This window comes from Salidesulfovibrio brasiliensis JCM 12178 (genome assembly GCF_001311825.1).
Lineage (GTDB): Bacteria > Desulfobacterota > Desulfovibrionia > Desulfovibrionales > Desulfovibrionaceae > Pseudodesulfovibrio > Pseudodesulfovibrio brasiliensis.
In genome coordinates this window covers 198,670-220,274 of sequence record NZ_BBCB01000001.1, presented here as the reverse complement: position 1 = coordinate 220,274, position 21,605 = coordinate 198,670, and the positions used below count along the sequence as shown (strand labels likewise).

Annotated in this window: 19 protein-coding genes, 1 tRNA gene, 1 other RNA gene and 2 pseudogenes; 14 read left to right on the top strand and 9 right to left on the bottom strand. The window is 55.8% G+C overall.

Annotation, left to right across the window (positions count from 1 at the left end; genetic code table 11):
- Positions 1-12: 12 nt before the first annotated feature.
- From JCM12178_RS01140 to JCM12178_RS01130, 3 genes are all read left to right on the top strand, one after another.
- On the top strand, positions 13-774 hold the full coding sequence (locus tag JCM12178_RS01140; RefSeq protein WP_054648140.1) for a flagellar motor protein MotB: 762 nt from the start codon (positions 13-15) through the stop codon (positions 772-774).
- A gap of 9 nt (positions 775-783) precedes the next feature.
- Positions 784-1,551: an OmpA/MotB family protein gene (locus JCM12178_RS01135; RefSeq protein WP_245628535.1), complete on the top strand. Its 768-nt coding sequence runs from the start codon at positions 784-786 to the stop codon at positions 1,549-1,551.
- Positions 1,552-1,677: 126 nt separating this feature from the next.
- Positions 1,678-2,130: a hypothetical protein gene (locus tag JCM12178_RS01130; RefSeq protein ID WP_054648139.1), complete on the top strand. Its 453-nt coding sequence runs from the start codon at positions 1,678-1,680 to the stop codon at positions 2,128-2,130.
- Here JCM12178_RS01130 and JCM12178_RS01125 read toward each other — a convergent pair.
- The gene (locus JCM12178_RS01125; RefSeq protein WP_054648138.1) at positions 2,108-3,235 is read right to left on the bottom strand and encodes an ABC transporter substrate-binding protein; all 1,128 of its coding nucleotides are present in this window, start codon (positions 3,233-3,235) and stop codon (positions 2,108-2,110) included. The genes JCM12178_RS01130 and JCM12178_RS01125 overlap by 23 nt on opposite strands.
- 123 nt (positions 3,236-3,358) lie before the next feature.
- On the opposite strand from JCM12178_RS01125, the gene JCM12178_RS21180 reads away from it, so the two are divergent.
- Together JCM12178_RS21180 and JCM12178_RS01115 are read left to right on the top strand one after the other, a co-directional pair.
- The gene (locus JCM12178_RS21180) at positions 3,359-3,748 is read left to right on the top strand and encodes a transporter substrate-binding domain-containing protein (protein WP_054648137.1); all 390 of its coding nucleotides are present in this window, start codon (positions 3,359-3,361) and stop codon (positions 3,746-3,748) included.
- 17 nt (positions 3,749-3,765) lie between these two features.
- The gene (locus tag JCM12178_RS01115; protein ID WP_054648136.1) at positions 3,766-6,165 is read left to right on the top strand and encodes a response regulator; all 2,400 of its coding nucleotides are present in this window, start codon (positions 3,766-3,768) and stop codon (positions 6,163-6,165) included.
- A gap of 74 nt (positions 6,166-6,239) precedes the next feature.
- Here JCM12178_RS01115 and epsC read toward each other — a convergent pair.
- The 5 genes and pseudogenes from epsC to JCM12178_RS01090 all read right to left on the bottom strand — a co-directional run bounded on the left by epsC (position 6,240) and on the right by JCM12178_RS01090 (position 10,537).
- A pseudogene (gene epsC / locus JCM12178_RS01110) lies at positions 6,240-7,153 on the bottom strand (serine O-acetyltransferase EpsC).
- 13 nt (positions 7,154-7,166) lie between these two features.
- Complete coding sequence (gene cysK / locus JCM12178_RS01105) at positions 7,167-8,090, bottom strand: cysteine synthase A (RefSeq protein ID WP_054648135.1); 924 nt, start codon at positions 8,088-8,090, stop codon at positions 7,167-7,169.
- Complete coding sequence (nifS, locus tag JCM12178_RS01100) at positions 8,087-9,283, bottom strand: cysteine desulfurase NifS (protein ID WP_054648134.1); 1,197 nt, start codon at positions 9,281-9,283, stop codon at positions 8,087-8,089. The genes cysK and nifS overlap by 4 nt, the downstream gene beginning before the upstream one ends.
- 1 nt (position 9,284) lies before the next feature.
- On the bottom strand, positions 9,285-10,139 hold the full coding sequence (gene nifU / locus JCM12178_RS01095; protein WP_054648133.1) for a Fe-S cluster assembly protein NifU: 855 nt from the start codon (positions 10,137-10,139) through the stop codon (positions 9,285-9,287).
- 137 nt (positions 10,140-10,276) lie between these two features.
- Entirely contained in the window at positions 10,277-10,537 is a 261-nt protein-coding gene (locus JCM12178_RS01090) for a DUF493 family protein (RefSeq protein ID WP_054648132.1), read from the bottom strand.
- Between the two features lie 178 nt (positions 10,538-10,715).
- On the opposite strand from JCM12178_RS01090, the gene JCM12178_RS01085 reads away from it, so the two are divergent.
- The 6 genes from JCM12178_RS01085 to JCM12178_RS18540 all read left to right on the top strand — a co-directional run bounded on the left by JCM12178_RS01085 (position 10,716) and on the right by JCM12178_RS18540 (position 17,467).
- Positions 10,716-12,872 carry a two-component system response regulator gene (locus JCM12178_RS01085; RefSeq protein ID WP_054648131.1) on the top strand — a complete coding sequence of 719 codons (2,157 nt, stop codon included), beginning with the start codon at positions 10,716-10,718 and terminating at the stop codon, positions 12,870-12,872.
- Positions 12,873-12,888: 16 nt separating this feature from the next.
- Positions 12,889-13,071 carry a hypothetical protein gene (locus tag JCM12178_RS01080; RefSeq protein WP_054648130.1) on the top strand — a complete coding sequence of 61 codons (183 nt, stop codon included), beginning with the start codon at positions 12,889-12,891 and terminating at the stop codon, positions 13,069-13,071.
- A gap of 171 nt (positions 13,072-13,242) precedes the next feature.
- Entirely contained in the window at positions 13,243-13,659 is a 417-nt protein-coding gene (locus JCM12178_RS01075; RefSeq protein WP_054648129.1) for an Hsp20/alpha crystallin family protein, read from the top strand.
- Positions 13,660-13,671: 12 nt separating this feature from the next.
- Positions 13,672-16,155 carry a Lon protease family protein gene (locus JCM12178_RS01070; RefSeq protein ID WP_054648128.1) on the top strand — a complete coding sequence of 828 codons (2,484 nt, stop codon included), beginning with the start codon at positions 13,672-13,674 and terminating at the stop codon, positions 16,153-16,155.
- An 85-nt stretch (positions 16,156-16,240) separates the two neighbouring features.
- Positions 16,241-17,293: a PEGA domain-containing protein gene (locus JCM12178_RS01065; protein ID WP_054648127.1), complete on the top strand. Its 1,053-nt coding sequence runs from the start codon at positions 16,241-16,243 to the stop codon at positions 17,291-17,293.
- Positions 17,294-17,467, top strand: coding sequence for a hypothetical protein (locus JCM12178_RS18540; RefSeq protein WP_172677047.1), 174 nt, complete (start codon positions 17,294-17,296; stop codon positions 17,465-17,467). It abuts the gene before it with no gap.
- A 79-nt stretch (positions 17,468-17,546) separates the two neighbouring features.
- Here JCM12178_RS18540 and ssrA read toward each other — a convergent pair.
- The 3 genes from ssrA to JCM12178_RS01055 form a co-directional block, all read right to left on the bottom strand.
- Positions 17,547-17,932, bottom strand: a transfer-messenger RNA (tmRNA) gene (gene ssrA / locus JCM12178_RS17500).
- A gap of 142 nt (positions 17,933-18,074) precedes the next feature.
- Positions 18,075-18,151, bottom strand: a tRNA-Met gene (locus tag JCM12178_RS01060).
- A gap of 123 nt (positions 18,152-18,274) precedes the next feature.
- Complete coding sequence (locus JCM12178_RS01055; RefSeq protein WP_054648126.1) at positions 18,275-19,078, bottom strand: undecaprenyl-diphosphate phosphatase; 804 nt, start codon at positions 19,076-19,078, stop codon at positions 18,275-18,277.
- Positions 19,079-19,214: 136 nt separating this feature from the next.
- On the opposite strand from JCM12178_RS01055, the gene JCM12178_RS18535 reads away from it, so the two are divergent.
- The 3 genes and pseudogenes from JCM12178_RS18535 to JCM12178_RS19085 all read left to right on the top strand — a co-directional run.
- Positions 19,215-19,391: a hypothetical protein gene (locus JCM12178_RS18535; protein ID WP_172677046.1), complete on the top strand. Its 177-nt coding sequence runs from the start codon at positions 19,215-19,217 to the stop codon at positions 19,389-19,391.
- A gap of 9 nt (positions 19,392-19,400) precedes the next feature.
- Positions 19,401-20,564, top strand: coding sequence for an LPS export ABC transporter permease LptF (gene lptF, locus JCM12178_RS01050; RefSeq protein ID WP_054648125.1), 1,164 nt, complete (start codon positions 19,401-19,403; stop codon positions 20,562-20,564).
- A pseudogene (locus JCM12178_RS19085) lies at positions 20,561-21,487 on the top strand (LptF/LptG family permease); the annotation flags it as partial. The gene lptF and the pseudogene JCM12178_RS19085, both read left to right, overlap by 4 nt.
- Positions 21,488-21,605 lie beyond the last annotated feature (118 nt).

Here is a 21,605-nt window from a genome sequence, read left to right as displayed (position 1 = left end):
CAGGAGAAAAGCATGTCCGAAGAGGCTGTTCAGCCCCGCAAAAAGCCAAAGGGCCCCCCACCGGAAGAGGGATTGCCCGCATGGATGGCGACGTTTGCCGACATGGTGACGCTGCTGCTGTGCTTTTTCGTCCTGCTTTTGTCCTTTGCCAACCAAAATGTTGAGAAGTTTCGAGATGCCATGGGGTCGGTCAAGGATGCTTTCGGGGTGACGGAAGTACGTGCCAAGTCCGAAGACCTTTCACTCATCAACACCACGAGCAAGGAAACGGAAAAGGCAATGGCCCGCATCTCGCAGGACGAGCGGCTGCTTCTCGGGGTCATCATGCGCATAAAATCGCTTTTCGAGGATGACGACGGTGAGCTTCTTGAAGGCACCGGCGTCACCTCGGATCGTGACGGGGTGGTCTTCAGCACGCAGATGCGCCGTCTTTTCGAGCCAAATACGGCACAGCTTCGTTCGGACGCGCCAAAAGTGCTCAACAAGATCGTGCAGCTCCTCAAGGACTACAAACTCAATCTCGTCGTGCGTGGACATTCAGACGATAGGCCCGTCAATTCAAAAGTCTACCCCTCAAATTGGGAGCTTTCCGCTGCACGCGCTGCGGTGGCATTGGATTACATTCTAAAAAAAGGCGGGTTTTCCATCAACCGGGCCAAGGCCGTGGGATATGCGGACACCCGTCCGGTGGAGCCGAACACCTCCGATGAAAATCGCCTGAAAAACCAGCGTGTGGAATTCTATCTGCACATGCCCCAGCGTGACGCCTGGTAGGGAAGGTTCATGGCACCCCCTGACAAGAAAAAAGCGCCCGAACCGCCTCCGCCGCCAAAGAGGGAGATGGAACCGCCTCCGCCGGATGAGGGGATCCCTCCGTGGATGGCAACGTTTGCGGACATGGTCACGCTACTTTTGTGCTTCTTCGTCCTGTTGCTGTCCTTTACTTCACAAGACATCAATAACTTCAAGGTGTTGATGGGAGCTATCCAGCAGGCCATGGGTGTACAAAAGGAGGATATGGCGTCAAACAATATCCCCTACGCTCAGGCGCAACTCAAGTTCGAGGACCGTCAATCCCAGAGTCGTCAGATTGTCGAGATCGGCACGCGCATGAAGGAATACATACGTGCCAAGGACCTGACAAAGAGCGCTCGCGTCAGCTCGGAAAAATCCGGTGTCATGCTTCGGGTAAGCAATGCGGCGTTGTTTCCCAAAGGATCTGCAACGCTTGACCGCGGGCAGGCAAAGCGTGTTCTCATGGGGGTTGTGGATGTGTTGAACAAGTATCCCGACTTCAACTGCGTCATACGCGGGCATACGGATGGAGAAAAGCCGGAGTTTTTATTCAGGTCCAACTGGGAACTCTCCGCAGCGCGCGCCGCTGCCTGTTTACGCTGGATAATCACGAATTCCGACATCAAGCCCGAGCGGTTGAAGGCCGTAGGGTACGCCAGTGCCAAGCCAATTTTGCCGAGCACCACTGAGGCAAACCGCCAAATCAACCGCCGTGTGGATTTTTTCGTTCTGCCGGGCGGCTATCGCACTTGGTAGCTTGCATTTCTTTTTTTGATCTTTGCATGTCTTTCTCCTCCCTCTTTGCTTCGGGGGCATTACCTGATATTGACTAGTGCAATTAAACAGGCGGGCAGAAGGGACATAACGAAAAGGGGAAAGCGGATGAAGGAACACAATCTGGCCATTGCCGGTCTCGGAAGAGTGGGAACATGTTTCCTGCAGCAAGTCTTGAAGCAGGATGATGAGCGGATTGGGATTCGCTGCGTGGTGGAGCGAGACGACACCGCAGGCAAGCTTCTCGCTTTGGAAAACGGCATAGACGTCGTTGACATGCAGGGGCTGGTCGATCTTGGGATGGCAATTGATATCGTCTTTGATTTCACCGGCGATCCGGATTTTTCCCTGACCCTTCGAGAGTCATTGGCCGCGGCGCATAACAGGCATACTGCGGTGTGCAGTTCCGCCATTGCCCGGTTCATCTGGACACTCATGTCCGATGAGTGCCTTCCTGAAGTACACGGCTCAAAGTATCAGGCTCTTGCAGACATGCTGCTCGACCGCGCACAGGACGGCGAACTCCCGGAGGAGACTCTCAACGCAGTTCAACGGTCTTGAGCCGACCGTTCTCTATCTTCTGGACATACACCTGCCGCTTGACGTCTCCGAATTCGTTGACGGTGAATGGGCCCGCCACGCCCGGCACCTTGAGTGTCGGGGCCAGATGGCGCACGAGCAATGCCGGGTCGCCGTCAGCCTTCTTGAGAGCTGAGGTGATGAGCAGCACTGTGTCGTAAGCTCTGGCCGCCGCAAAGTTGGGTGCAATCCCGAACCGTTCCCTATATCTGCGTTTGAACTCGATAAAGTCTGCGTATTGGCTGTCCTCAGCGTAGCTTACAACGCTCAGCAGCCCCTCCACGGCCTTTCCTCCCAGTTCCACCAGTTCGATGGTGCTTCCCCAGGCCGGCGTTATCAGCACAAGCTCTGGAAAATCGGGGCGTACCATTTTTGCCAGTGCGGCCACATCTCTTGCTGAAGCGGCGACAACCAGTCCATCCGGGCGAGTTGCCTTAAGCGCCTTCTTGATGACGCCAAAGCTATTTCTGTCGCTGCCGGAGAACTGGACTCTGGCGAGGATATGACCGCCTGCATCAATAAAACGTTTGGCCACGGCGTCGTTGGCAGTGAAGGTATAATCGGCATTGTCCACGTCTTCAGCCAGAGCGAGGGTTTTCACGTCGCTCTGGTTGAGCAGGTAGAGAACAAGGCCGTCCGCCCAGTTCGTGTTTTCCGGCTGGACACGGAAAAAGAGGTCCTTGCTGCCGCTTAAGTGCGGCGTGGAGACGGTTGGAGAGACAAACGGGATGCCGCAATCGTTCATTGTCGGCAGAAGCGCCATGGCGATGGAACTTGTCATGGGACCGATGACGGCGCTGACCTCTTCTTCGCAGAGCCGTTTTACAGCTTTGCGGGCAGCATTCTTGTCACCTTCATTATCCATTTCAATCAGCTCAAGCTGCTTTCCGTTCACGCCTCCAAGCTCGTTAATGGTGTCAATAGCCAACAGGGCACCGTTGCGACCCTGAATGCCGAGATCACTCATCTTGCCGCTAAGTGGCCCCACGAAGCCAAGGCGTATTTTCTGGTCTCCGCATCCGGAAATGGCCCAGAGTGCCGTAAGTAGAATCAGGAGCCAGAACCCTTTATATTCTTTTGTCATCATTATTATGATTTCACGTTGTGATCCTTTCTGCAATTATACTTCACACCGGAAGTCTAATTGCTTTTTACCAACATTTGTGATTGATTGTATAAACTTGATTGAAATCTAAGCCCAGGAACGAACGTGCGCTTCAAAGTGGCTTTTCTGACGATTGCAATGGTGGCATGGGGAGTTTTTCTCGCACCCGCCATTGCCCGCTCCGACTCATATCTCTTTAAAGGAGATATGAACTACCCTCCATATGAATACCTTGATGAAGACGGTGATCCTGCCGGGTTCAATGTGGACATCGTCCGTGCCATCTCGCGGGTTATGGGCATTGACGTTACAATTGAGCTGGAGGCATGGAGGCATGTCAGAAAACAGATAGAAGAACGCAAGGTCGACGGCCTGACAGGGATGTACTACTCCAAGGCACGCAGCCGTCTGGTCAATTTCACCACTCCGCAGATCATCGTTTCTCACGCCATTTTGTTAACAAAAACTCGGAGATCAAGAGTCTCAAGGATATAGTCGGCAAAAGAGTCATCGTGCAGTTGGGTGACATCATGCACGATTATCTTATCAGCCGGGATATTGCAGGGGCAATCATTTCGGTTGCTTCACAGGAGGATGCGCTCCGTCTGCTTGAGGCCGGAAAACACGACTGCGCCTTGCTGGCCCGGCTGCAGGGCGACTATTTCATCAACCAATTCGGCCTTAAGAACGTCAAGTCCGTGGGGCCGCCTATCGAACCCCGGCAATACTGTATTGCGGTCAACAAAAACAATCCCATGCTGCTCACCATCATGAATGAAGGCATGAGCATCATTCGGCAGTCCGGCGAATACGACCAGATCTATAATAAGTGGTTCGGTGTCTCCTCTGTTACGCAGCGCTTGCGGAAGAAAGGGCAGGAGTTCGGTTGGCTTCCGATCTCACTTGTTTTGCTTGCGATTGTCTTTGCGACTGGTCTAGCCGGTTATTTCTGGCGGCAGTTACGGTGGAAGCGCGGGGAGCTGGCACGGCAACTGGAGGAGCAGCGCAGGGCCGAGTGTGCCCTTGCGGAAAGCGAAATGCTTCACAGGAAACTGATCGAATCGACTTCGGAAGGGTATTGGCTCACCGATGCGGATCAGACAACAATCGCGGTCAACGAAGCGCTGCTTACAATGCTCGGCTATTCTGAGGAAGAGATGCAGGGAAGGCGCTTTGATGAGTTCGTCGATCCTGTCGATCTTGATTTCTTTTACGAGCAGGTCTCCAAGATTCCCGAGATTCCGCATCGGGTTTACGAACTGACTTTTCGGCGCAAGGACGGTTCGGCCATGCAGGCCATCGTAAACGCCGCGACGCTTGATCTTGCTGACGGCAATCCGCTTCGATCCTTTGCTTTTCTGACCGACATCTCCGACAGGAAGCGCGATGAGGATAATCTCAGGCGCTTGAACGACACGCTTTATCATACGCTCGACTCCATCGAAGCCGGTATTTCAATAATCGACCCCGACACGCTCGAGCCGCTTTTTCTCAATCGCCAGATACGTTCGCTCGCGGACGGGGAAAAGGGTGCGCTGGAACTCATCGCCCGCTGGAAGGACGACATCTGTCTGCTGGAGCAGGGCGGCGGAAGCCATCGCTGGGAAGATTTCGACGAATCGACCTCCCGGTATTACCTGAACAAGACCGCGCCCACCGTCTGGGTGGATGGACGAAAAGTTGTCATCCTGCTGACCCTGGATATCTCCGATAGAAAAAACATGGAGCAGGAGGTCATCCTGGCCAAGGAGGCTGCGGAGACGGCGAATACGGCCAAGGGCGAGTTTCTGGCAAACATGTCTCACGAAATCCGGACTCCGCTCAACGGCGTGATGGGGATGCTGCAACTCATTCGGAGTACACCGCTTAACAGCGAGCAGCGCGAGTATTTGGACACCGCCCTTTCTTCAAGCAAGAGCCTGCTGCGGGTGCTTAGCGACATTCTCGACTTCTCAAAGGTTGACGCAGGAAAGCTGGAAATTGATGAAGATGTTTTCGACTTGGTGGAGCTGCTTCAGGATGTTGAGAGTGTTTTCCGTCAACAGGCCAAGGAGAAAGGCCTTGAACTTCGGTGGCAGTCAAGTGCCGACTTGCCGGCTACCTTTGTTGGCGATGCCGGGCGACTGCGTCAGATCCTTCTCAACCTGATCGGCAACGCCATGAAGTTCACCCCCAACGGTTCGGTGGAGTTTGAGGCCCATCCCCTCGGCCGCCGTGCCCCGGACGGTTCTGCGCGTATATTCTTCTGTGTGCGGGATACGGGCATGGGTATTCCCGATTCCATGCTGGATCTTGTCTTCCGGGCTTTTTCGCAGGTCGACGGTTCGTATTCGAGGCGTTTTCAGGGGACCGGACTGGGCCTCGGCATCGTCCGTCACCTTGTTACGCTCATGGGCGGCGGGATTTGTATTTCCAGTGAGGAAGGCAAGGGAACCGAGGTGTTTTTCTCGGTCAACGTCAAGCCCGCACACCGTTCCGCGGTTGAAAAGGAAGTGGAAGAACGCAAGGAAGAAGGTTCGCGTCAGGCCAGCGCAAGCGATGGCACGAGAATCCTTTTGGTGGAAGACGAGCGTGTCAACAGCTTCATGGCCAAGAGGCTTCTTGAGAAGGAAGGCTACTCCGTGGTCGTGGCGGTTGACGGTCAGGAAGCCGTTTCCCGTCTCGAGGAGGAGCGGTACGATTGTGTGCTCATGGACATCCAGATGCCGGTCATGGACGGAATGACAGCGACGCGGATCATCCGCGACGAATCAAGTGGCGTCCTGAACAACGTCATTCCAATCATCGCCATGACAGCACACGCCATGAAGGGTGACCGCGAGGAATTTTTCAAGGCTGGTATGAACGGGTACATTGCCAAGCCAGTGGATAAGGAAGCGCTTATTCAGGAGATCGAGCGAGTCCTCGCTTAGCTGATAGATATGGCAAAAAAAAACGCCTGTCCGGAGTTCCGGGCAGCGTTTATTCATTGAATATGGTGGTAAATCTAGATGCCGCCGCCATTCTCAAAGGCGTAGTGCATGGCCCGCGATTGAACCACCGATGCCCCTGCGGGGACGTCTCGAGTGATCCAGACATTCCCGCCGATGACCGCGCCTGCGCCGATGGTGACGCGCCCGAGGATGGTCGCGCCTGCGTAGACGATGGCACCATCTTCCACGATGGGATGCCGGGGCAGGCCCTTGACCAGTTGCTCGCCCTCTCCTTTGGGAAAGGATTTCGCGCCGAGGGTCACACCCTGATAAATCCGGACGTTCTCTCCGATGATGCAGGTCTCGCCGATGACGGTCCCTGTGCCGTGGTCGATGAAGAACCGTTTGCCGATGGTCGCGCCGGGATGGATGTCGATTCCCGTGTCGGAGTGAGCCATTTCGCTGATGATTCGGGGAATGATGTCCACGCCGAACCGGTGCAGTTCATGGGCGATGCGATGGTTGGTGAGCGCCTGATGGACGGGTAGCAGAAGATGGTCTCGCCGTGCGTCTTGGCGGCGGGGTCGCCGTCGTAGGCTGCCTCCACGTCGGATAGGAGCATGTCCCTGATGGTGGGCAGCTTGGCGATGAACTCCCGGGCCGTGCGGCGCGAGCGTTCCTCGCAGTCCTTGCACAGCTCCTTGCCTTCCCGGTCACAGACAAAACAGTAACCCCTGTTGATCTGATCCGCCAACTGGCGTTCCACCCGGTCAAGAGTGGAGCCGACGTAGTAGGGGAGCGTTTCGGGTGTGATTTCCGAACGGCCATAGTAGCCGGGGAACAGGACGGATCGGAGGTCCTCGACGATTTCGGAAAGGGTGTCCACCGACGGCATCGGGGCGTCGCCCGAGAAGCGACGCGAAGCGATGGAGTGCCCGTTGTCACAGAGCTTTTTGACCACGAGGTCGAGAGAAGAGGGTTCGGACATGGCAGGCTGGCTCCTAATCTTCAAAGAGCGGGGTGCTCAGGTAGCGTTCCCCGGTGTCGCAGACAATGAATACGATGAGTTTGCCTTCGTTTTCCTTGCGTGAGGCCAGTTCAAGCGCAGCCGCGCAGTTACCGCCAGAGGAGATGCCGCAGAGGATGCCCTCTTCAGCGATGAGCCGTTTGGCGGTATCAAAGGCGGTCTGGTTGTCCATGGCGATTACTTCGTCATAAATGTCTGTGTTCAGCGCCTTGGGAACGAATCCGGCCCCAATTCCCTGAATGGGGTGCGGTCCTGCTTCGCCGCCGGAAAGGACTGGAGAGGCTGCTGGTTCAACGGCAACCGCCTTCACGCCGGGCTTTCGCTGCTTCAGCACTTCGCCGACGCCGGTGATGGTACCACCGGTGCCGACTCCGGCCACGAAAATGTCCACCTGTCCGTCCGTGTCGTCCCAGATTTCCTCGGCCGTGGTACGGCGATGGATGTCAGGGTTGAATTCGTTTTCGAACTGCATGGGCATGAACGCATTGTCGATTTCGTCGACAAGTTCGTGCGCTTTCTCAATAGCGCCTTTCATGCCCGTGCTGGCGGGGGTCAGTACCAGTTCGGCGCCGAAGCCTTTCAGCAGCTTGCGCCGTTCCATGCTCATGGATTCAGGCATGGTCAGAATGCAGCGCATCCCTTTCACCGCGCAGGTGAAGGCCAGCCCTATGCCGGTATTTCCGCTGGTCGGCTCCACGATGATGGCCTTCTCATCAATGATGCCACGCTCAATGGCCGCATCAATCATGTTCAGCCCGATGCGGTCCTTTACCGAGCCGCAGGGGTTGTAGAATTCGAGTTTGGCCACAACGGTGGCGGGCAGGCCCGCGCTCAGTTTATTGAGCTTGACGAGCGGCGTTCTGCCCACAAGCTCGGTCATGTTGTCGTAGATGTTCATTCCGTGCTCCTCGGGGTGCATGCGGGGCCGGAGTCCTGAGCGGAAAACGGCGATATCTTGCGAAGGTTCTCGATGATCTTGGGAAGATTTTCAACGACGTAGTCCACTTCCTCTTCCGTGTTGAACCGGCTGAGGCTGAAGCGGATGGAGCCGTGCGCAAAGGTGAACGGCACGCCCATGGCCCGCAGGACGTGGGACGGTTCAAGGCTGCCCGAGGTGCAGGCCGAGCCGGAACTGGCGCATATGCCGAGCTGGTCGATCATCAGCAGGATGGCTTCGCCTTCCACGTACCCGAACGAGATGTTGGTGGTATTGGGCAGGCGGTGATCCTTATCACCGTTTAGCTTGGCGTCGGGGATGGCGCTCATGAGGCCGGATTCGAGCTTGTCCCTGAGCGCTTTGACGCGGGTGTTTTCGTCGTCGATATGCTGGAGCGCCACGTCGCAGGCCTTGCCGAGGGCGATGATGCCGGTGGTGTTTTCCGTTCCGGCGCGGCGTCCCTTTTCCTGATGGCCGCCGATGATGAACGGCCTGTAGGGAAGCGCCTTGCGCACGTAAAGCGCGCCGACGCCCTTGGGCGCGTGCAGCTTGTGCCCGGAAAGGGAGAGCATGTCGATGGGCAGCTCCTTGAGGTTCATGGGGATTTTGCCCACGGCCTGAACTGCGTCGGTGTGAAAGATCACACCACGGTCGCGGCAGATTTCGCCGATTTTCTCAACGGGAAAGATAACGCCGGTCTCGTTGTTGGCCCACATGATGGACACGATGGCCGTATCGTCGCGGATGGCCTTGTTGAGCTCGTCAAGGTCAAGGTTGCCTTCCGTATCCACGTTCAGGATGGTGACATCGTACCCTTCGCGTTTTTCCAGATGCTTGCACAGGCTCAGGATGGCCGGATGTTCCACGCGGCTGGTGATGATGTGCTTCTTGTCCGGCTGCGCGGCAAGGGCCGAGCGGATGGCTGTATTGTCGGACTCGGTGCCGCAGGCCGTGAAGATAACCTCGCGGGCATCGCAGCCGAGCAGGGCGGCCACACGTTCTCTCGCCTCGGTGATCTTGCCGCCCACCTGACCGCCGAAGCGGTGCATGCTGGAGGGGTTGCCGTACTGCTCGGTGAAATAGGGCAGCATCTCTTCAAGGACTGCCGGGTCCACCTTGGTGGTGGCGTTGTTGTCCATATAAATAGTATCCATGCTAGCCCTCCTGAATGGTAATTTCGGGATCGACCTTTTCCTGCAGACGGGCTTCCACCAGCCCCTTCAGGGTGGCCTGACTGGAGGGGCACCCGGCGCACATGCCGAGCAGACGGACGTAGACCGTGGTGCGATCAACGTCGATGAGCTGGATGTTGCCGCCGTCCTTTTGCAGCATGGGGCGGATTTCCTCGTCGATGACCTGCTCAATGAGGCGCATGCGCTGGAGATTGGTCATGCCTGCCGCAGGCGGATCGTCCTGCTTGGGAACATCGCAGGCGGCCTTTTCGCCGTGTGCCTGTGCCAACAACTCCTCAAGGTCGGGGATGCACTTGCCGCAGCCGCCGCCCGCCTTGGTGAAGTTTGTCACGTCTTCCACGGTCTTGAGGTCGTTCTCCTTGATGGCCCGGAGAATCTCCTCGTCGAAGATGCCGAAGCACTCGCAGATGAGTTCGCCGTCATGGGAGTGTTCGGCAACGGTTCCGGCCTCGCCGCGATAGTTCTTGATGGCCTGCTCAAGGGCTTCCTGTCCCATGACGGAACAGTGCATCTTTTCGCGGGGGAGACCGCCGAGGTATTCGGCGATGTCCTTGTTGGTAAGCGCTTCTGCCTCGGCCACGGTCATGCCGATGATCATTTCGGTCAGGGCGGAGCTGGAGGCGATGGCGCTGGCGCAGCCGAACGTCTGGAACTTCGCGTCTTCAATGACTTCCTTATCGTTTACCTTGAGGAAGAGCTTCAATGCATCGCCGCAGGCAAGTGAGCCTACTTCGCCAATGCCGTCGGCGTCATCGATGGAACCGGTGTTTCTGGGGTTGAGGAAGTGGTCCTTAACCTTTTCAGTGTATTCCCACATGGGCTGCTCCTGAGCGTTTCGGATGAATCAAGTTTTTGTTGGGGAGTATCTGCCCCGTAAGTACACTTGGTAAGTCTCGCCGAACCTGTTGTCCACCCGTTCGAGGGATAATAATATACTTTTTTAGTCTGAATTAATCAGAGAGACATGATGCCGGGAATGTCGGCTGCTTTTTCATACACTTTGACAACTTCTTCGGCCGAGCAGACGTGAGGCTCCATGGTCACGCTGGTGTATTTTCCGCTTTTGGATTCTTTCAGCGAGTACTCGGTCTCGGGAAAACGCTCTTCGAAGACTGGCAGGCTTTCGGTGGGCATTATAAATTTGAAAATGAAGGGACAGGGCCATTCATGGTGCTCATCAAGTGTTTCCATGAATTTATCGCGGTCAAAAGTCATTATTGGGTCTCCTTAAAATGGAATCAATTCATTATATACCCAGAAATGCGCTTGTCAATTCATGTGATACAATCAAATCAAAGGTGGTTTTTTCAGTCGATCCGTAGTTATAATGTTTTAAAGACATCCTGTGCGGGTAGTGTACTTGAAATAGGTCGTTGAATAAGTTGAAAGGTATATGCATAGTCAAACAGACATTCTCCTGGTCGACGACGAGCCGATCAACATCAAGTTGCTGAAGGGAATCCTGAAGCAGTTTGACCTGAACTTCATCACGGCCTCTTCGGGCGAGGAGGCCCTCAGGGTTTCGGCCGGTCGCGATTTCGCTCTGATCCTGCTGGATGTCATGATGCCCGGCATGGACGGATTCGAGTGTGCGGAACGGCTGCGCGAAAAGCCGGAAACCCGCAACACGCCGATCATCTTCGTTACTGCCATCAACAAGGAACAGGATCACATTTTCCGCGGCTACGAACTGGGTGCGGTGGACTACCTGTTCAAGCCGGTCGAGCCGGAGGTGCTTCGCAGCAAGGTCCGGACGTTCGTAGAGCTTCAGGTCCAGCGAAAGAGTCTGCAAAAAGCGGCGGATAAACTTGGTCAGGTCGTGCGCAAGCTGCAGGACTCCCGAGAGGCTCTTGAGGAATCCGAACGCCGTTACCGTATTGTGGCCGATTACAACTACGACTGGGAGAGCTGGTTCGGCCCGGAAGGGGACATGCTCTACGTCAGCCCGGCCTCCGAACGCATAAGCGGATATTCCCGGGAACGGTTCATGAATGATCCCCGCCTGATGGAATCTATCATCCATCCCGACGACCTGCCTCTTTGGCGGGAGTTTCTGGTGGCTGATTCCGGGGATGATGATGAAACCATCGACTTCAGAATTTACAACAGCAGCGCACGCATTCGCTGGGTCAATGCCGTGAAGCGGAAAGTCGTTGAGGATGACAAGTGGCTCGGCAACCGCGTCAGTCTCAGGGATGTCACCGAACGCAAGGAACTCAAGGAGCGGATGCATCACCTTTCGCTGCATGACCCCATGACCGGGCTGCCAAACCGGTCGCTTTGCATGGAACGGGTCAGCAGAGCCCAACGTCGTTCAAGGCATTTGGGCAAGTATTTCGGAGTGATCCTCCTTGATCTCGACCGCTTCAAGGTTGTCAACGAATCGCTTGGTCATGTGGCAGGGGACAAACTTCTGAGTGAAGTCGCCTCCCGTTTGCTGGGGCTGGTGGGCGATCTCGACAGTGTCGGCCGGTTCGGAGGCGATGAGTTTGTTCTTCTTCTTGAGGAGATCGATTCGCCTGATGTCGTGGAAAGCGTCGCAAATAAGGTTGTCGCGGCACTGAGGCAACCGTTTTTGATAGGTGGAGAGGAGATTCGGCTTTCGGCCAGTCTCGGCGTGGTCATTTCGGACGGGACCACGGAGGAGTCCTCCGAGGACATACTGCACAGCGCTCACATTGCCATGTACAAGTCCAAGGAGGGCGGCAAGGATCAGTACCAGACATTTGCCGATACCATGAAGGAACAGGCCGTCCGGATGCTCACGCTGGAAAAAGACCTGCGGCGTGCGCTTCGTGAGGAGCAGTTCCTGCTCCACTTCCAGCCGCTCGTCAATTTGCGCGATCGGGTGGTGTCCGGATTCGAAGTGCTCGTGCGCTGGCAACATCCCGGGCGCGGCCTTGTCAGTCCCGGTGAATTCATTCCCATTGCCGAAGAGTCCGGGATCATCGTGGAAATGGGCGAGTGGATTCTCAGAAAAGCCTGTACGACGTTCAAGAAATGGATGAACGGCTGCCCCAACGATAACGACTTTTTTTTATCCGTGAACATCTCGGCCCGGCAGTTCCGGGAGTCCTCACTTGTGCCAATGGTTGCCGAAACCATTGCCAGCACAGGCATATCTCCCCGGAGGTTGAAGCTTGAAATCACGGAGACCGTCGTCATGCTTGACGTCATGGACTCCATCAAGAAGCTTCGGGCGCTCAAGGACCTCGGAATAATGCTGTCCATTGACGACTTTGGCACCGGGTATTCTTCCATGAGCTATCTTCAGAAGTTCCCGCTCGATCAACTCAAGGTCGATCTCAGCTTCGTACAACGGTTGGATCGTGACCCCGACAGCATCGAAATTGTCCGGGCAATCATCAATCTTGCGCACGCCTTGCGGCTCAGTGTGGTGGCTGAGGGCATCGAGACGCCCGCACAGCGAGACCTTCTCAATTCATTGCAGTGTGATTACGGTCAGGGGTACCTCTTCGCCAGACCGTTGCCTGAAGGCGAAGCGCATGATATCTTTGCCGAACCTACTTGTTTGAAGGCCACACCGTAACGCAAGGATTAATCTGATGACCATGAACAGCCCGAACATCGTAACCTGGATGCTCGCCGTACTCTGCGGTCTGGTGGGTATCCTCATTCAACTCGACGTCATGTCCATTCCCGCCCTCGAAGACCTCATCCGGCCTTTCTGGCTCGTTTCCATCGGTTTTGCCGGTCTGGCCCTTGGCAATATCTTCAAGTGGTTGTGATTTAAACCTGTTTACTGAATTTCAAGGCCCGCGCCATCTGGCGCGGGCCTTTTTTGTTTCTACTTCGAGTGGATTAAATCGGTCTGTCCGCTTGTTCTTTGCATCGAATTTGGTAGTTTGTTCGGTAGTGTCTTTTCAACCGGACACCAGCGATACAGGAGGAAGCTCACAATGCCTGACTTGAAGATATGGAGTCAGAAAGAGATCTCGAAACTGAAAAGCAATCTGGACAGACTGTTTGAGGATTTCTGTGCCGACTTTGCGTTGCCATCGGCGCGGAACGCAAGAGAGCCGACCGCTTATATCGACGACGGTGACCGCCTCATTGCCAGACTTGAAATTCCGGACTCAATGGACGCCGACAGCCTGCGCCTTCAGGTGACCGAGCGCACCATCATCATACAGGGTCGCAGCGTTGAGGTTTCCGGTAATGCCTTGCGGCGCAATACATTCCGCAAGGAGTTGCGTCTGCCGTGCAGAATACTGCCGGATGATGTCGAGGCACGGTTCGACAAGGGAATCCTTGAGGTTTCAATGCCCAAGTGCGCCTGTCCTGTGGTCAGAAACGTACACATCGAAAGAAGATGAGGAGAGTGATAGATGGCTCCACGCAAGAAGACACCGACCATTCCCGTTGAAAAGCTGAGGCTTCGCATCGATGAGAAGGGGTTGTCCTTCAAGAGCACTGATGACCTTGAGCCGCTTGAAACCATCATCGGCCAGAAACGTGGCGTAGAGGCCTTTCGCTTCGGCATGGGCATGAAGCGCAAGGGGTACAACATCTTTGTCACCGGCGAACCGGGAACCGGGCGCATGGCCACCGTGCGCAAGCTGCTCAAGGACCTCAATGGCGAGCAGGAGACCCCGAGCGACCTGTGTTACGTCAATAATTTCAAGAAGAATGATGAGCCGGTCCTGCTGCGGTTTGATGCCGGACGCGGCAGCGCATTTAAGAAGGCCATGCAGGAGTTCCTTGATGCCATCAAGCGCGAGGTGCCGCAGCTCTTTGAGAGTGAGGAATACATCCAGCGCAAAAATGAAATCCATGAAGCGCACGAGAAAAAGGTCATGTCCTTCTACAAGGAGATCGAGGACAAGGTGAAAGACACCGGCCTCGTCATGGTTCGCATGCAGATGGGGCCGTTCCAGCGGCCGGACATCGTGCCGCTTGTTGACGATGAGCCGAAGCGAATGATTCAGCTTGAAGAAATGGTCGAGAACGGCCGGTTTCCGAGGGATGAGTACGAGCGCCTGAAGGAACTCCGGGAAAAAATAAAGGAAGAAGTGGACCACATTGTTCAGGAAATCAGGGACCTGAATAAGGAAGCCAATAAGAAGCACGACGAAGTGGACAGGCTTGTTTTTCTGAATGCCGCCGAGGAGTACGTTTCGCCGGTCCGTGAGGAGTTTCCCGATGAGAAGGTCGGGCATTACCTAGATTCCGTGCTTGACGACATGGTCGAGAATCTTGAGGCCATCAAATCCATCGGCAAGGCCCAGCAGGGACCCATGCCCGGCATGATGATGCCGGGCGTCAGCGCGGAGGCGGTGCTGCATCCGTATTCCGTGAATCTGCTGGTGGACAATGCCGAGCAGGAAGGACCGCCGATAATAATTGAAACGTATCCGACCTACAGGAACCTGTTTGGCAGCGTGGACCGCGTTATGGACCGGCAGGGAGGATGGCATACCGATTTCACCAAGATCACGGCAGGGAGCTTCGTTAAGGCCAACGGGGGCTATCTTGTCCTCAATCTGTTGGACGCCATCATGGAACCCGGCGTATGGCCCACGCTCAAGCGTTCCCTGAAGACCGAAAAGATCGAGATCGAGACCTATGATCCATACTACTTCATAACCGCTACCGGTCTGAAGCCGGAATCCATCGACATGCGGGTGAAGGTGGTGGTGCTTGCCGATTCCCGGTTGTACCACTTGCTGCGTTACTACGATGAGGACATGGCCAAGATATTCAAGGTCCGAGCCGATTATGAGTCAAGTATGGACCGCGACGACGATGCGCTGCTCGAAGTCGCCCGTTTCGTGCGTGGCGAAGTGGACAAGTTCGGTTTCAAGCCGTTCGACAGTTCCGGCGTGGCTGCCATTCTGGAGCATTCCATCCGCATGGCAGGAAGGCAGGAAAAACTCTCCACCTCGTTTTCCATCATCTCCGACCTGCTTGCCGAGGCCGACCATTATGCCGGGGAAGCCGGTTCGGAGGTCGTCTCGGCCGAGCATGTGGACAAAGCCCTCGATGCACGGATCTATCGTTCCAACCAAATCGAAGAACGGATTCAGGAGATGATCGATCGCGGCAGCATCTTCGTGGATACGGAAGGTGACAAGGTGGGGCAGGTCAACGGACTGGCGGTGTACTCACTCGGTGACTACTCCTTTGGCAAGCCCTCCAGAATCACCGCCACCACCGGCATGGGCAAGGCCGGCATAATCAACATCGAACGCGAGGCCGACATGTCGGGCCCGACGCATAACAAGGGTGTGCTCATCCTTTCCGGATACCTGCGAGATCAATTCGCCAAGGACAAACCCATCAGCCTCTCCGCCAGTCTTGCCTTTGAGCAGAACTATGGCGGGATAGACGGAGATTCGGCTTCATCGACCGAACTGTACGCCTTGCTCTCCAGTCTGGCAGACGTTCCTCTCAAGCAAGGCATTGCCGTGACCGGTTCCGTGAACCAGCGCGGCGAGGTGCAGCCAATCGGCGGTGTAAACCAGAAGATCGAAGGGTTCTATCTTTGCTGTAAGCATGCGGGCCTGAACGGAGAACAGGGGGTTATGATCCCCGAGGCCAACGTCAAGGATCTCATGCTTCGACAGGAGGTTGTGGACGCCGTGAAGAACGGCGACTTCAATGTGTGGGCTGTGAAAACCATTGAAGAAGGCATCGAACTGCTTACCGGTATCAAGGCTGGCACCCGAGGCAAGACGGGCAAGTATACCGCCAATTCGGTGTTCCGGAAGGTTGATGATCGGCTCCGCGAACTGGGAGAAGGTCTCCGGGACTTCAATAAAAGCTCTGAAGACAAGAAGAAGGGCTCCTCGAAGAAGAGTAAGAAACAGTAGTGAAACAGGCCGCCTCCGGGTGGCCTTTATACTTCTTTTTTTCCAGCCGATTTGGTATCCCTTGCGCTCATTCAAAGGAGGAGCAATGAAACGTATAGCGTTGCTTGTCGTCTGTGTTGCCGTCTTCATGGGCGGATGTCAGGCGCAGGTGTACAAACAGTCAATTCCCGTCTCGACCGACCCCATGGGAGCCGATGTCCTCGTTGACGGAACTCCCTCGGGAACCACTCCCACCACGCTCGATCTGCCTCGTAATCAGGACCACATCCTGACCATCACCAAGCAGGGCTATCGGCAGGAAGATGTGACCATCAAGCGTGTCTATCAGGCGGAATCGGCCATGCTCAACGCCGTGAGCAGCGGTGTAAGCGACGCCGACTTTTTCAAAAACGACTCAATGGGCCTTCAATCCGGCGTGAACCAGCTTGAATATGACAAGGAATCCGGCAAGGCCTACACGTTGACGCCGGGAACCGTGAAGATCAAGCTTATGCCCGTGGGTGGCATTGACGCCTCTTCGGCACCCCAGCAGCAGGCTGCGGCCACCAAGCAGGTCGACGACGCTTCCAGTGCGCAGGGTGCCACAGCAAATTCTCCCAGCGGCGGCGATGTGATCGCCACCATGAGCACGTTTGACCGTGAAATGCTCGACCGCGTGCTTGAGAAGGGCAAATCCGGCGAGGGCATGGGCTGGACCAGCCCGAGCAACGGCTGGCACTTTCACATTGTTCCGGAGCCTGCTCAGATGATGGACGGCGTGCCTGTGCGCACGTTCAAGGTTATTGCGGACAAGAGCGGCAAGCGCATGAGCGGCAAGTATCCGGCATACCGTGAAAACCGCAACGACTGGCGCATCGGCTACCCGCATCAGGTGACGTCTGGCCAGCCGGATGTGGCTCCTGTCAACGAACGTGCCGCCGCATTCGGCGCGCTCAAGGCTGCGGCCTCGGGCATCAAGCCGGTGGAAGGCACCACCAAGATGGGCGGCTCTTCCCACTCCAGCGAATCCTGGGGTAAGGATGGCTCCTACACCAAGAAGACGTCCAAGAGCTCGGTTTCCGGTAGCGTGTCCGTTGACCCCTCGGGAGCGGTGGACCTGCTTGAAAAGCTGACCGAACCCTCTGAAGGCGGGGAATAGATGAAGCTCGACCTGCTGCGCCTGAATATTTGGCGCAAGATCATACTGATCGTTTTTGTACTCTCCGTGGCGGCCATGTTTCTGGTGCCGACCGGATACCATTTCCACATTGGCCATGTGGTGCGACTGTTCATTGGCGCATTCGTCTTCTGGCTGCTTGTGGATCGGCTGTGAGAGACTTGTCTAGAAGAATAAGAAAAGGCCCGCACCGTTACGGTGCGGGCCTTTTTTTTGAAATGGGTGGGGTACTTTCTGGTGGAGGCGGGGGAATCGAACCCCCGTCCGAGAATGCTCCACTCGAGGCGTCTACAGGTTTAGGATCGGAATAATCGTTCGCCCGGCGGGTTGTCCCGACCCGTACGGCCGCCGAACTAGCCGGCCTAAGAGTTTCGCATCAAAGGCGAACGGCAAACGTTTGATGCTAGCCCCATGAATTGACGATTCGATTCGCTTATGAGGCGTCGGCGAATGAATCGTGATCGTCAAATGCGATCAGTTGCAACTCTGCAATTAAGCAGCCATTGCGTATTCGTAGTCATTGTTGGCACTTGTGTGTGCGGTCGATTTTTACGAGGCCATCGACCAACCTCGACCTGCAACCTCGGCTTCACTCATCCCCGTCGAAACCAGTGCGCCCCCATTTCAAAGAACCGTGTGACGGATGACTCCTATATAACTACCCGTAGTCTTTTGGCAAGGGAAGTCATCCGTATTTTCGACACTGCGACCGTCGCCGCGATGGAAAAGAAAAAGGCCCGCCGGAGCGGGCCGTACATTCATGTGGTAGCGGGGAGAGGACTTGAACCTCCGACTCTGCGGATATGAGCCGCATGCTCTGACCAACTGAGCTACCCCGCCACATTTGTGCGTCGAAGCGGGGCAGTATTTAGCGTGTCTCAATCATCTTGGCAAGCAAAAAGTAAAGGTTTCGTTCATTTTTTTCAATGCACCGAAAATCCGGTTGAAATCGCCGTGTGCGACTTATTGCGCCCCGCCAAGAAAAAGCAGCACCAACGCGGCCAGTCCAATCCTGTAGACCGCAAAGGGGCGAAGGGTCATCCTGCCTAGCAGGAAAATGAAGCTCTTTATTGCCAGCCATGCCGAAACAAACGAGACGAGGAAGCCGATGCCGAGAAAAAGCAGGTCTTCCGTGCCGAACAGGGAATAGTTCTTCAGGAAGTCATAGCCGGTCGCTGCGAACATGATGGGCACTGCTGCAATGAACGAGTATTCGGCTGCGGTCTTGCGCTCCGCCCCGAGGATCATGCCACCCATGATGGTCGCAGCCGAGCGCGAGAAGCCCGGCCAGAGCGCGAGACACTGGAACATGCCTATGCCGAGGGCCAGCATGGGCGTAATCTGGTCGAGGTTTGTCGTACGGACGCGCTTGGGCATGGCTTCCACGATGAATATGAGCACCGCGCCAACGCCGAGCGCCCAAGCAACGGTGGTGGGGCCGAAAAGATACTGTTTGATATACCCGTGAGCCGCAAGGCCGAGCAGGGAGGCCGGGATTGAGGTCAGCACGAGGAGCTTGATGCCTCTGAATCCGGAAAACGCATGGTTCGGGTCGTGTTTGAGCAGGCCGAGGAAGTTGCGCCAGTAGAGCTGGACCACCGCGAGGATGGCACCGAGCTGGATGACGATGTCGAAGGTTTCAGCCTTGGGTCCGGTGAAGTCGAGCAGATGTCCGGCGATGATCAGATGGCCGGTGCTTGAAACAGGGAGAAATTCCGTAAGTCCCTCGACTATACCGAGAACTACCGCTACATACCAGTGTGCCATGATCAATCCGTGCTGCTGATTATCACGCCGTAAGGCGCAGGATTCCGAAGGGGTATCCTATGGTGTCCGTTCTTGCAAGCCCCTCGCAGGTGGTGTACTCCTTGCTCAGACCGCCATCCGGCGGCAGGAGGAATACATGGCGACAATCATGCCTAAAAGCGAATTGGCGAAGAAGGCCATCAAATGGATTTGCGAGGCAAAGGAAACCTCGGAAAAGCCGCTGGAAGCGCTCATCGAAGAAGCGGCCATGCGGTTCAATCTCGGACCGGCGGACGTGGAATTCCTCATCCGTTTTTTTAAAGAACAGGACTGATTTCCAACGGTGAAGCTCGCTTACCGTCTGATAGCAAAGGAACTGGCGCTGACGTTCTTCCTGAGCGTGAGCACGCTTCTCGGCATCCTGCTCATGGGGCGGATGATCCAGTTGCGTGAGCTGCTGCTCGGGCATGAACTGGGCATTCTGGACCTGCTCCAGCTGTTCTTCTACATGAGCCCGTATTTCATGCTGCTCATCGCGCCAATCGCGACCATGCTCAGCGTGTTCCTGACCTTTCTGCGCATGAGTTCCGACAACGAACTCACGGCGTTACGAGCCGGAGGTGTCAGCCTGTACCGGTTGACGCCGCCCGTAATCTTTTTTTGTATCGCCTGTTCGCTGGCAACGTATTTCATCGCGTTCCACGGCATTTCATGGGGCATGCAGAACTTCCGGGAGACGGTCGTGCATTTTGCGCGCACCAAATCCCGATTCGCCATCCAGCCCGGCGTATTCAATCAGGATTTTCCAAACCTTACCTTTTTCGCCAAGAACACCAATCCGGCGTCGGGCGAGCTCATGGACCTCTTTGTCCGCGACACAACGGTGAAAGACGCTCCGGTGGTCATCATGGCTCCGTATGGCAGGATCACTACCGACCCGTCCCAAGGGACCATGGAGGTCTACTTCCGTAACGGCCGGATCTACCGCCGAGGACAGGGCGAGCTGAACGTGCTGAGCTTCAAGAACTACACGGTGCGCATCCCGCTGGTTATGCTTCTTGGAAAATTCTACATGGACAAGAACAAGATAAGCGAACAGTCCGTCGCGAGGCTCCATGAGCTTGTGGACAATCCCCAGCAATACTTCGAGGGGCGCATGAAGGACTGGCAGAAGGCGAAAACCGAGCTTGCCAAGCGATACAGCCTGCCGTTCGCCTGCTTTGTGCTCGGCATGTTCGCCATGCCCGTTGCCTGTATTTTCCGGGGCCTCAAGCAACAGTATGGACTCTTCCTCTCGCTCGGGCTTTTTCTTGTCTACTACACCATGTTTTCCTTTGGCACGAGTCTTGGCGAATCCGGCGTCTTCATCCCGTGGGTGCTGCTATGGTCGCCGAACATCCTCTTCGCTGCGGTCTCGGGCAGCCTGCTGCATTTTACCAACAAGGAACGGGTGCCGCTTCTCATTGAGCGTATTCTTCACCGCAGAACAGGGCAGGCTGCGGCATGAGCATTGGGCTTGGCGTTCTCTCCAAGTATATTGCGCGGCAGAACCTGCTGCTGCTTTTTTCCTGCCTTGTGGTGGGCATTGGCATCTATCTGCTGATTGATGCCTTTGATCGGCTTGATGATTTTCTGGATGCAGGGCTGGGCGCGGGGTCGATTCTCTACTACTTTGCCGTGAAGATCCCCATGATCATCTCACAGATTCTTCCGGCCGTGTTCCTGCTTTCCGTCGTTGTTCAGATGTGTGGCATGGCCAAGGCGCGCGAACTCATGGCCCTTCGGGCCGGAGGCGTATCTCCGGCGTGGTTTTTCTGGTTTTTTGTTGCCTACGGCCTTCTCTGGAGCGTTCTTCAGTTCGGATTTTCACAGTATGTCGGTATGTTCGGACAGATGGAGACCCACCGGATATGGAAGGAAGAGGTGCGCAAGCGGGAACTGGATGAGCTCAAGGTCAAAAACGTCTGGTTCCGCGACGGGCCGTTCATCGTTCATGCGGACAACGCTTGGCCATCCCGAAGCCGCGCCACAGGTATTACGGTCTATGAACTTGCCCCTGACACGGACAGGCTTATACGTATTTTGACCGCCTCGAAGGCGCTGGTGGACGAAAACGGCTGGGGGCTGCTTGAGGTGAGCGAGCTGGACGTGCGTACGTATCGTTCAACTGAGCAGAAATCCCGCTTCCTTTCCGTGCGTCAAAACCTTCGATCGTTCATGGCCGTGGACACCAGTGACAAAGGGCAGTTGCCGCTCTGGGAACTGACCAGAGTCATCAAGGAACTGAAGGAGTCCGGCTCCAACGTCGAAGTGCTGGAGACCGCATGGCATGCGCGCTGGGCTTACTCTTTCGCGCTGCTGGTGATGGCGGTTCTTGGCCTTGCGGTCACGACTTTTACCGAGAAGGCCTACCTGGGTGTTGGTTTGGCCCTCATCGGAGTGTTCATTTTCTACGGGGTATACATGGTAGCCTTTCGGCGGGGCAGGAGGGCATTGTGCCGCCCATTGTCGGGGCATGGCTCGCCAACGGGGTGTTCGGGACGCTTTC

What these genes read in the sequence shown, in the direction of transcription:
- JCM12178_RS01140 (WP_054648140.1), top strand. Translation starts at nt 13, where the DNA reads ATGTCCGAAGAGGCTGTTCAGCCCCGCAAAAAGCCAAAGGGCCCCCCA.
- JCM12178_RS01135 (WP_245628535.1), top strand. Translation starts at nt 784, where the DNA reads ATGGCACCCCCTGACAAGAAAAAAGCGCCCGAACCGCCTCCGCCGCCA.
- JCM12178_RS01130 (WP_054648139.1), top strand. Translation starts at nt 1,678, where the DNA reads ATGAAGGAACACAATCTGGCCATTGCCGGTCTCGGAAGAGTGGGAACA.
- JCM12178_RS01125 (WP_054648138.1), bottom strand. Translation starts at nt 3,235, where the DNA reads ATGATGACAAAAGAATATAAAGGGTTCTGGCTCCTGATTCTACTTACG.
- cysK (WP_054648135.1), bottom strand. Translation starts at nt 8,090, where the DNA reads ATGAACATCTACGACAACATGACCGAGCTTGTGGGCAGAACGCCGCTC.
- nifS (WP_054648134.1), bottom strand. Translation starts at nt 9,283, where the DNA reads ATGGATACTATTTATATGGACAACAACGCCACCACCAAGGTGGACCCG.
- nifU (WP_054648133.1), bottom strand. Translation starts at nt 10,139, where the DNA reads ATGTGGGAATACACTGAAAAGGTTAAGGACCACTTCCTCAACCCCAGA.
- JCM12178_RS01090 (WP_054648132.1), bottom strand. Translation starts at nt 10,537, where the DNA reads ATGACTTTTGACCGCGATAAATTCATGGAAACACTTGATGAGCACCAT.
- JCM12178_RS01085 (WP_054648131.1), top strand. Translation starts at nt 10,716, where the DNA reads ATGCATAGTCAAACAGACATTCTCCTGGTCGACGACGAGCCGATCAAC.
- JCM12178_RS01080 (WP_054648130.1), top strand. Translation starts at nt 12,889, where the DNA reads ATGACCATGAACAGCCCGAACATCGTAACCTGGATGCTCGCCGTACTC.
- JCM12178_RS01075 (WP_054648129.1), top strand. Translation starts at nt 13,243, where the DNA reads ATGCCTGACTTGAAGATATGGAGTCAGAAAGAGATCTCGAAACTGAAA.
- JCM12178_RS01070 (WP_054648128.1), top strand. Translation starts at nt 13,672, where the DNA reads ATGGCTCCACGCAAGAAGACACCGACCATTCCCGTTGAAAAGCTGAGG.
- JCM12178_RS01065 (WP_054648127.1), top strand. Translation starts at nt 16,241, where the DNA reads ATGAAACGTATAGCGTTGCTTGTCGTCTGTGTTGCCGTCTTCATGGGC.
- JCM12178_RS18540 (WP_172677047.1), top strand. Translation starts at nt 17,294, where the DNA reads ATGAAGCTCGACCTGCTGCGCCTGAATATTTGGCGCAAGATCATACTG.
- JCM12178_RS01055 (WP_054648126.1), bottom strand. Translation starts at nt 19,078, where the DNA reads ATGGCACACTGGTATGTAGCGGTAGTTCTCGGTATAGTCGAGGGACTT.
- JCM12178_RS18535 (WP_172677046.1), top strand. Translation starts at nt 19,215, where the DNA reads ATGGCGACAATCATGCCTAAAAGCGAATTGGCGAAGAAGGCCATCAAA.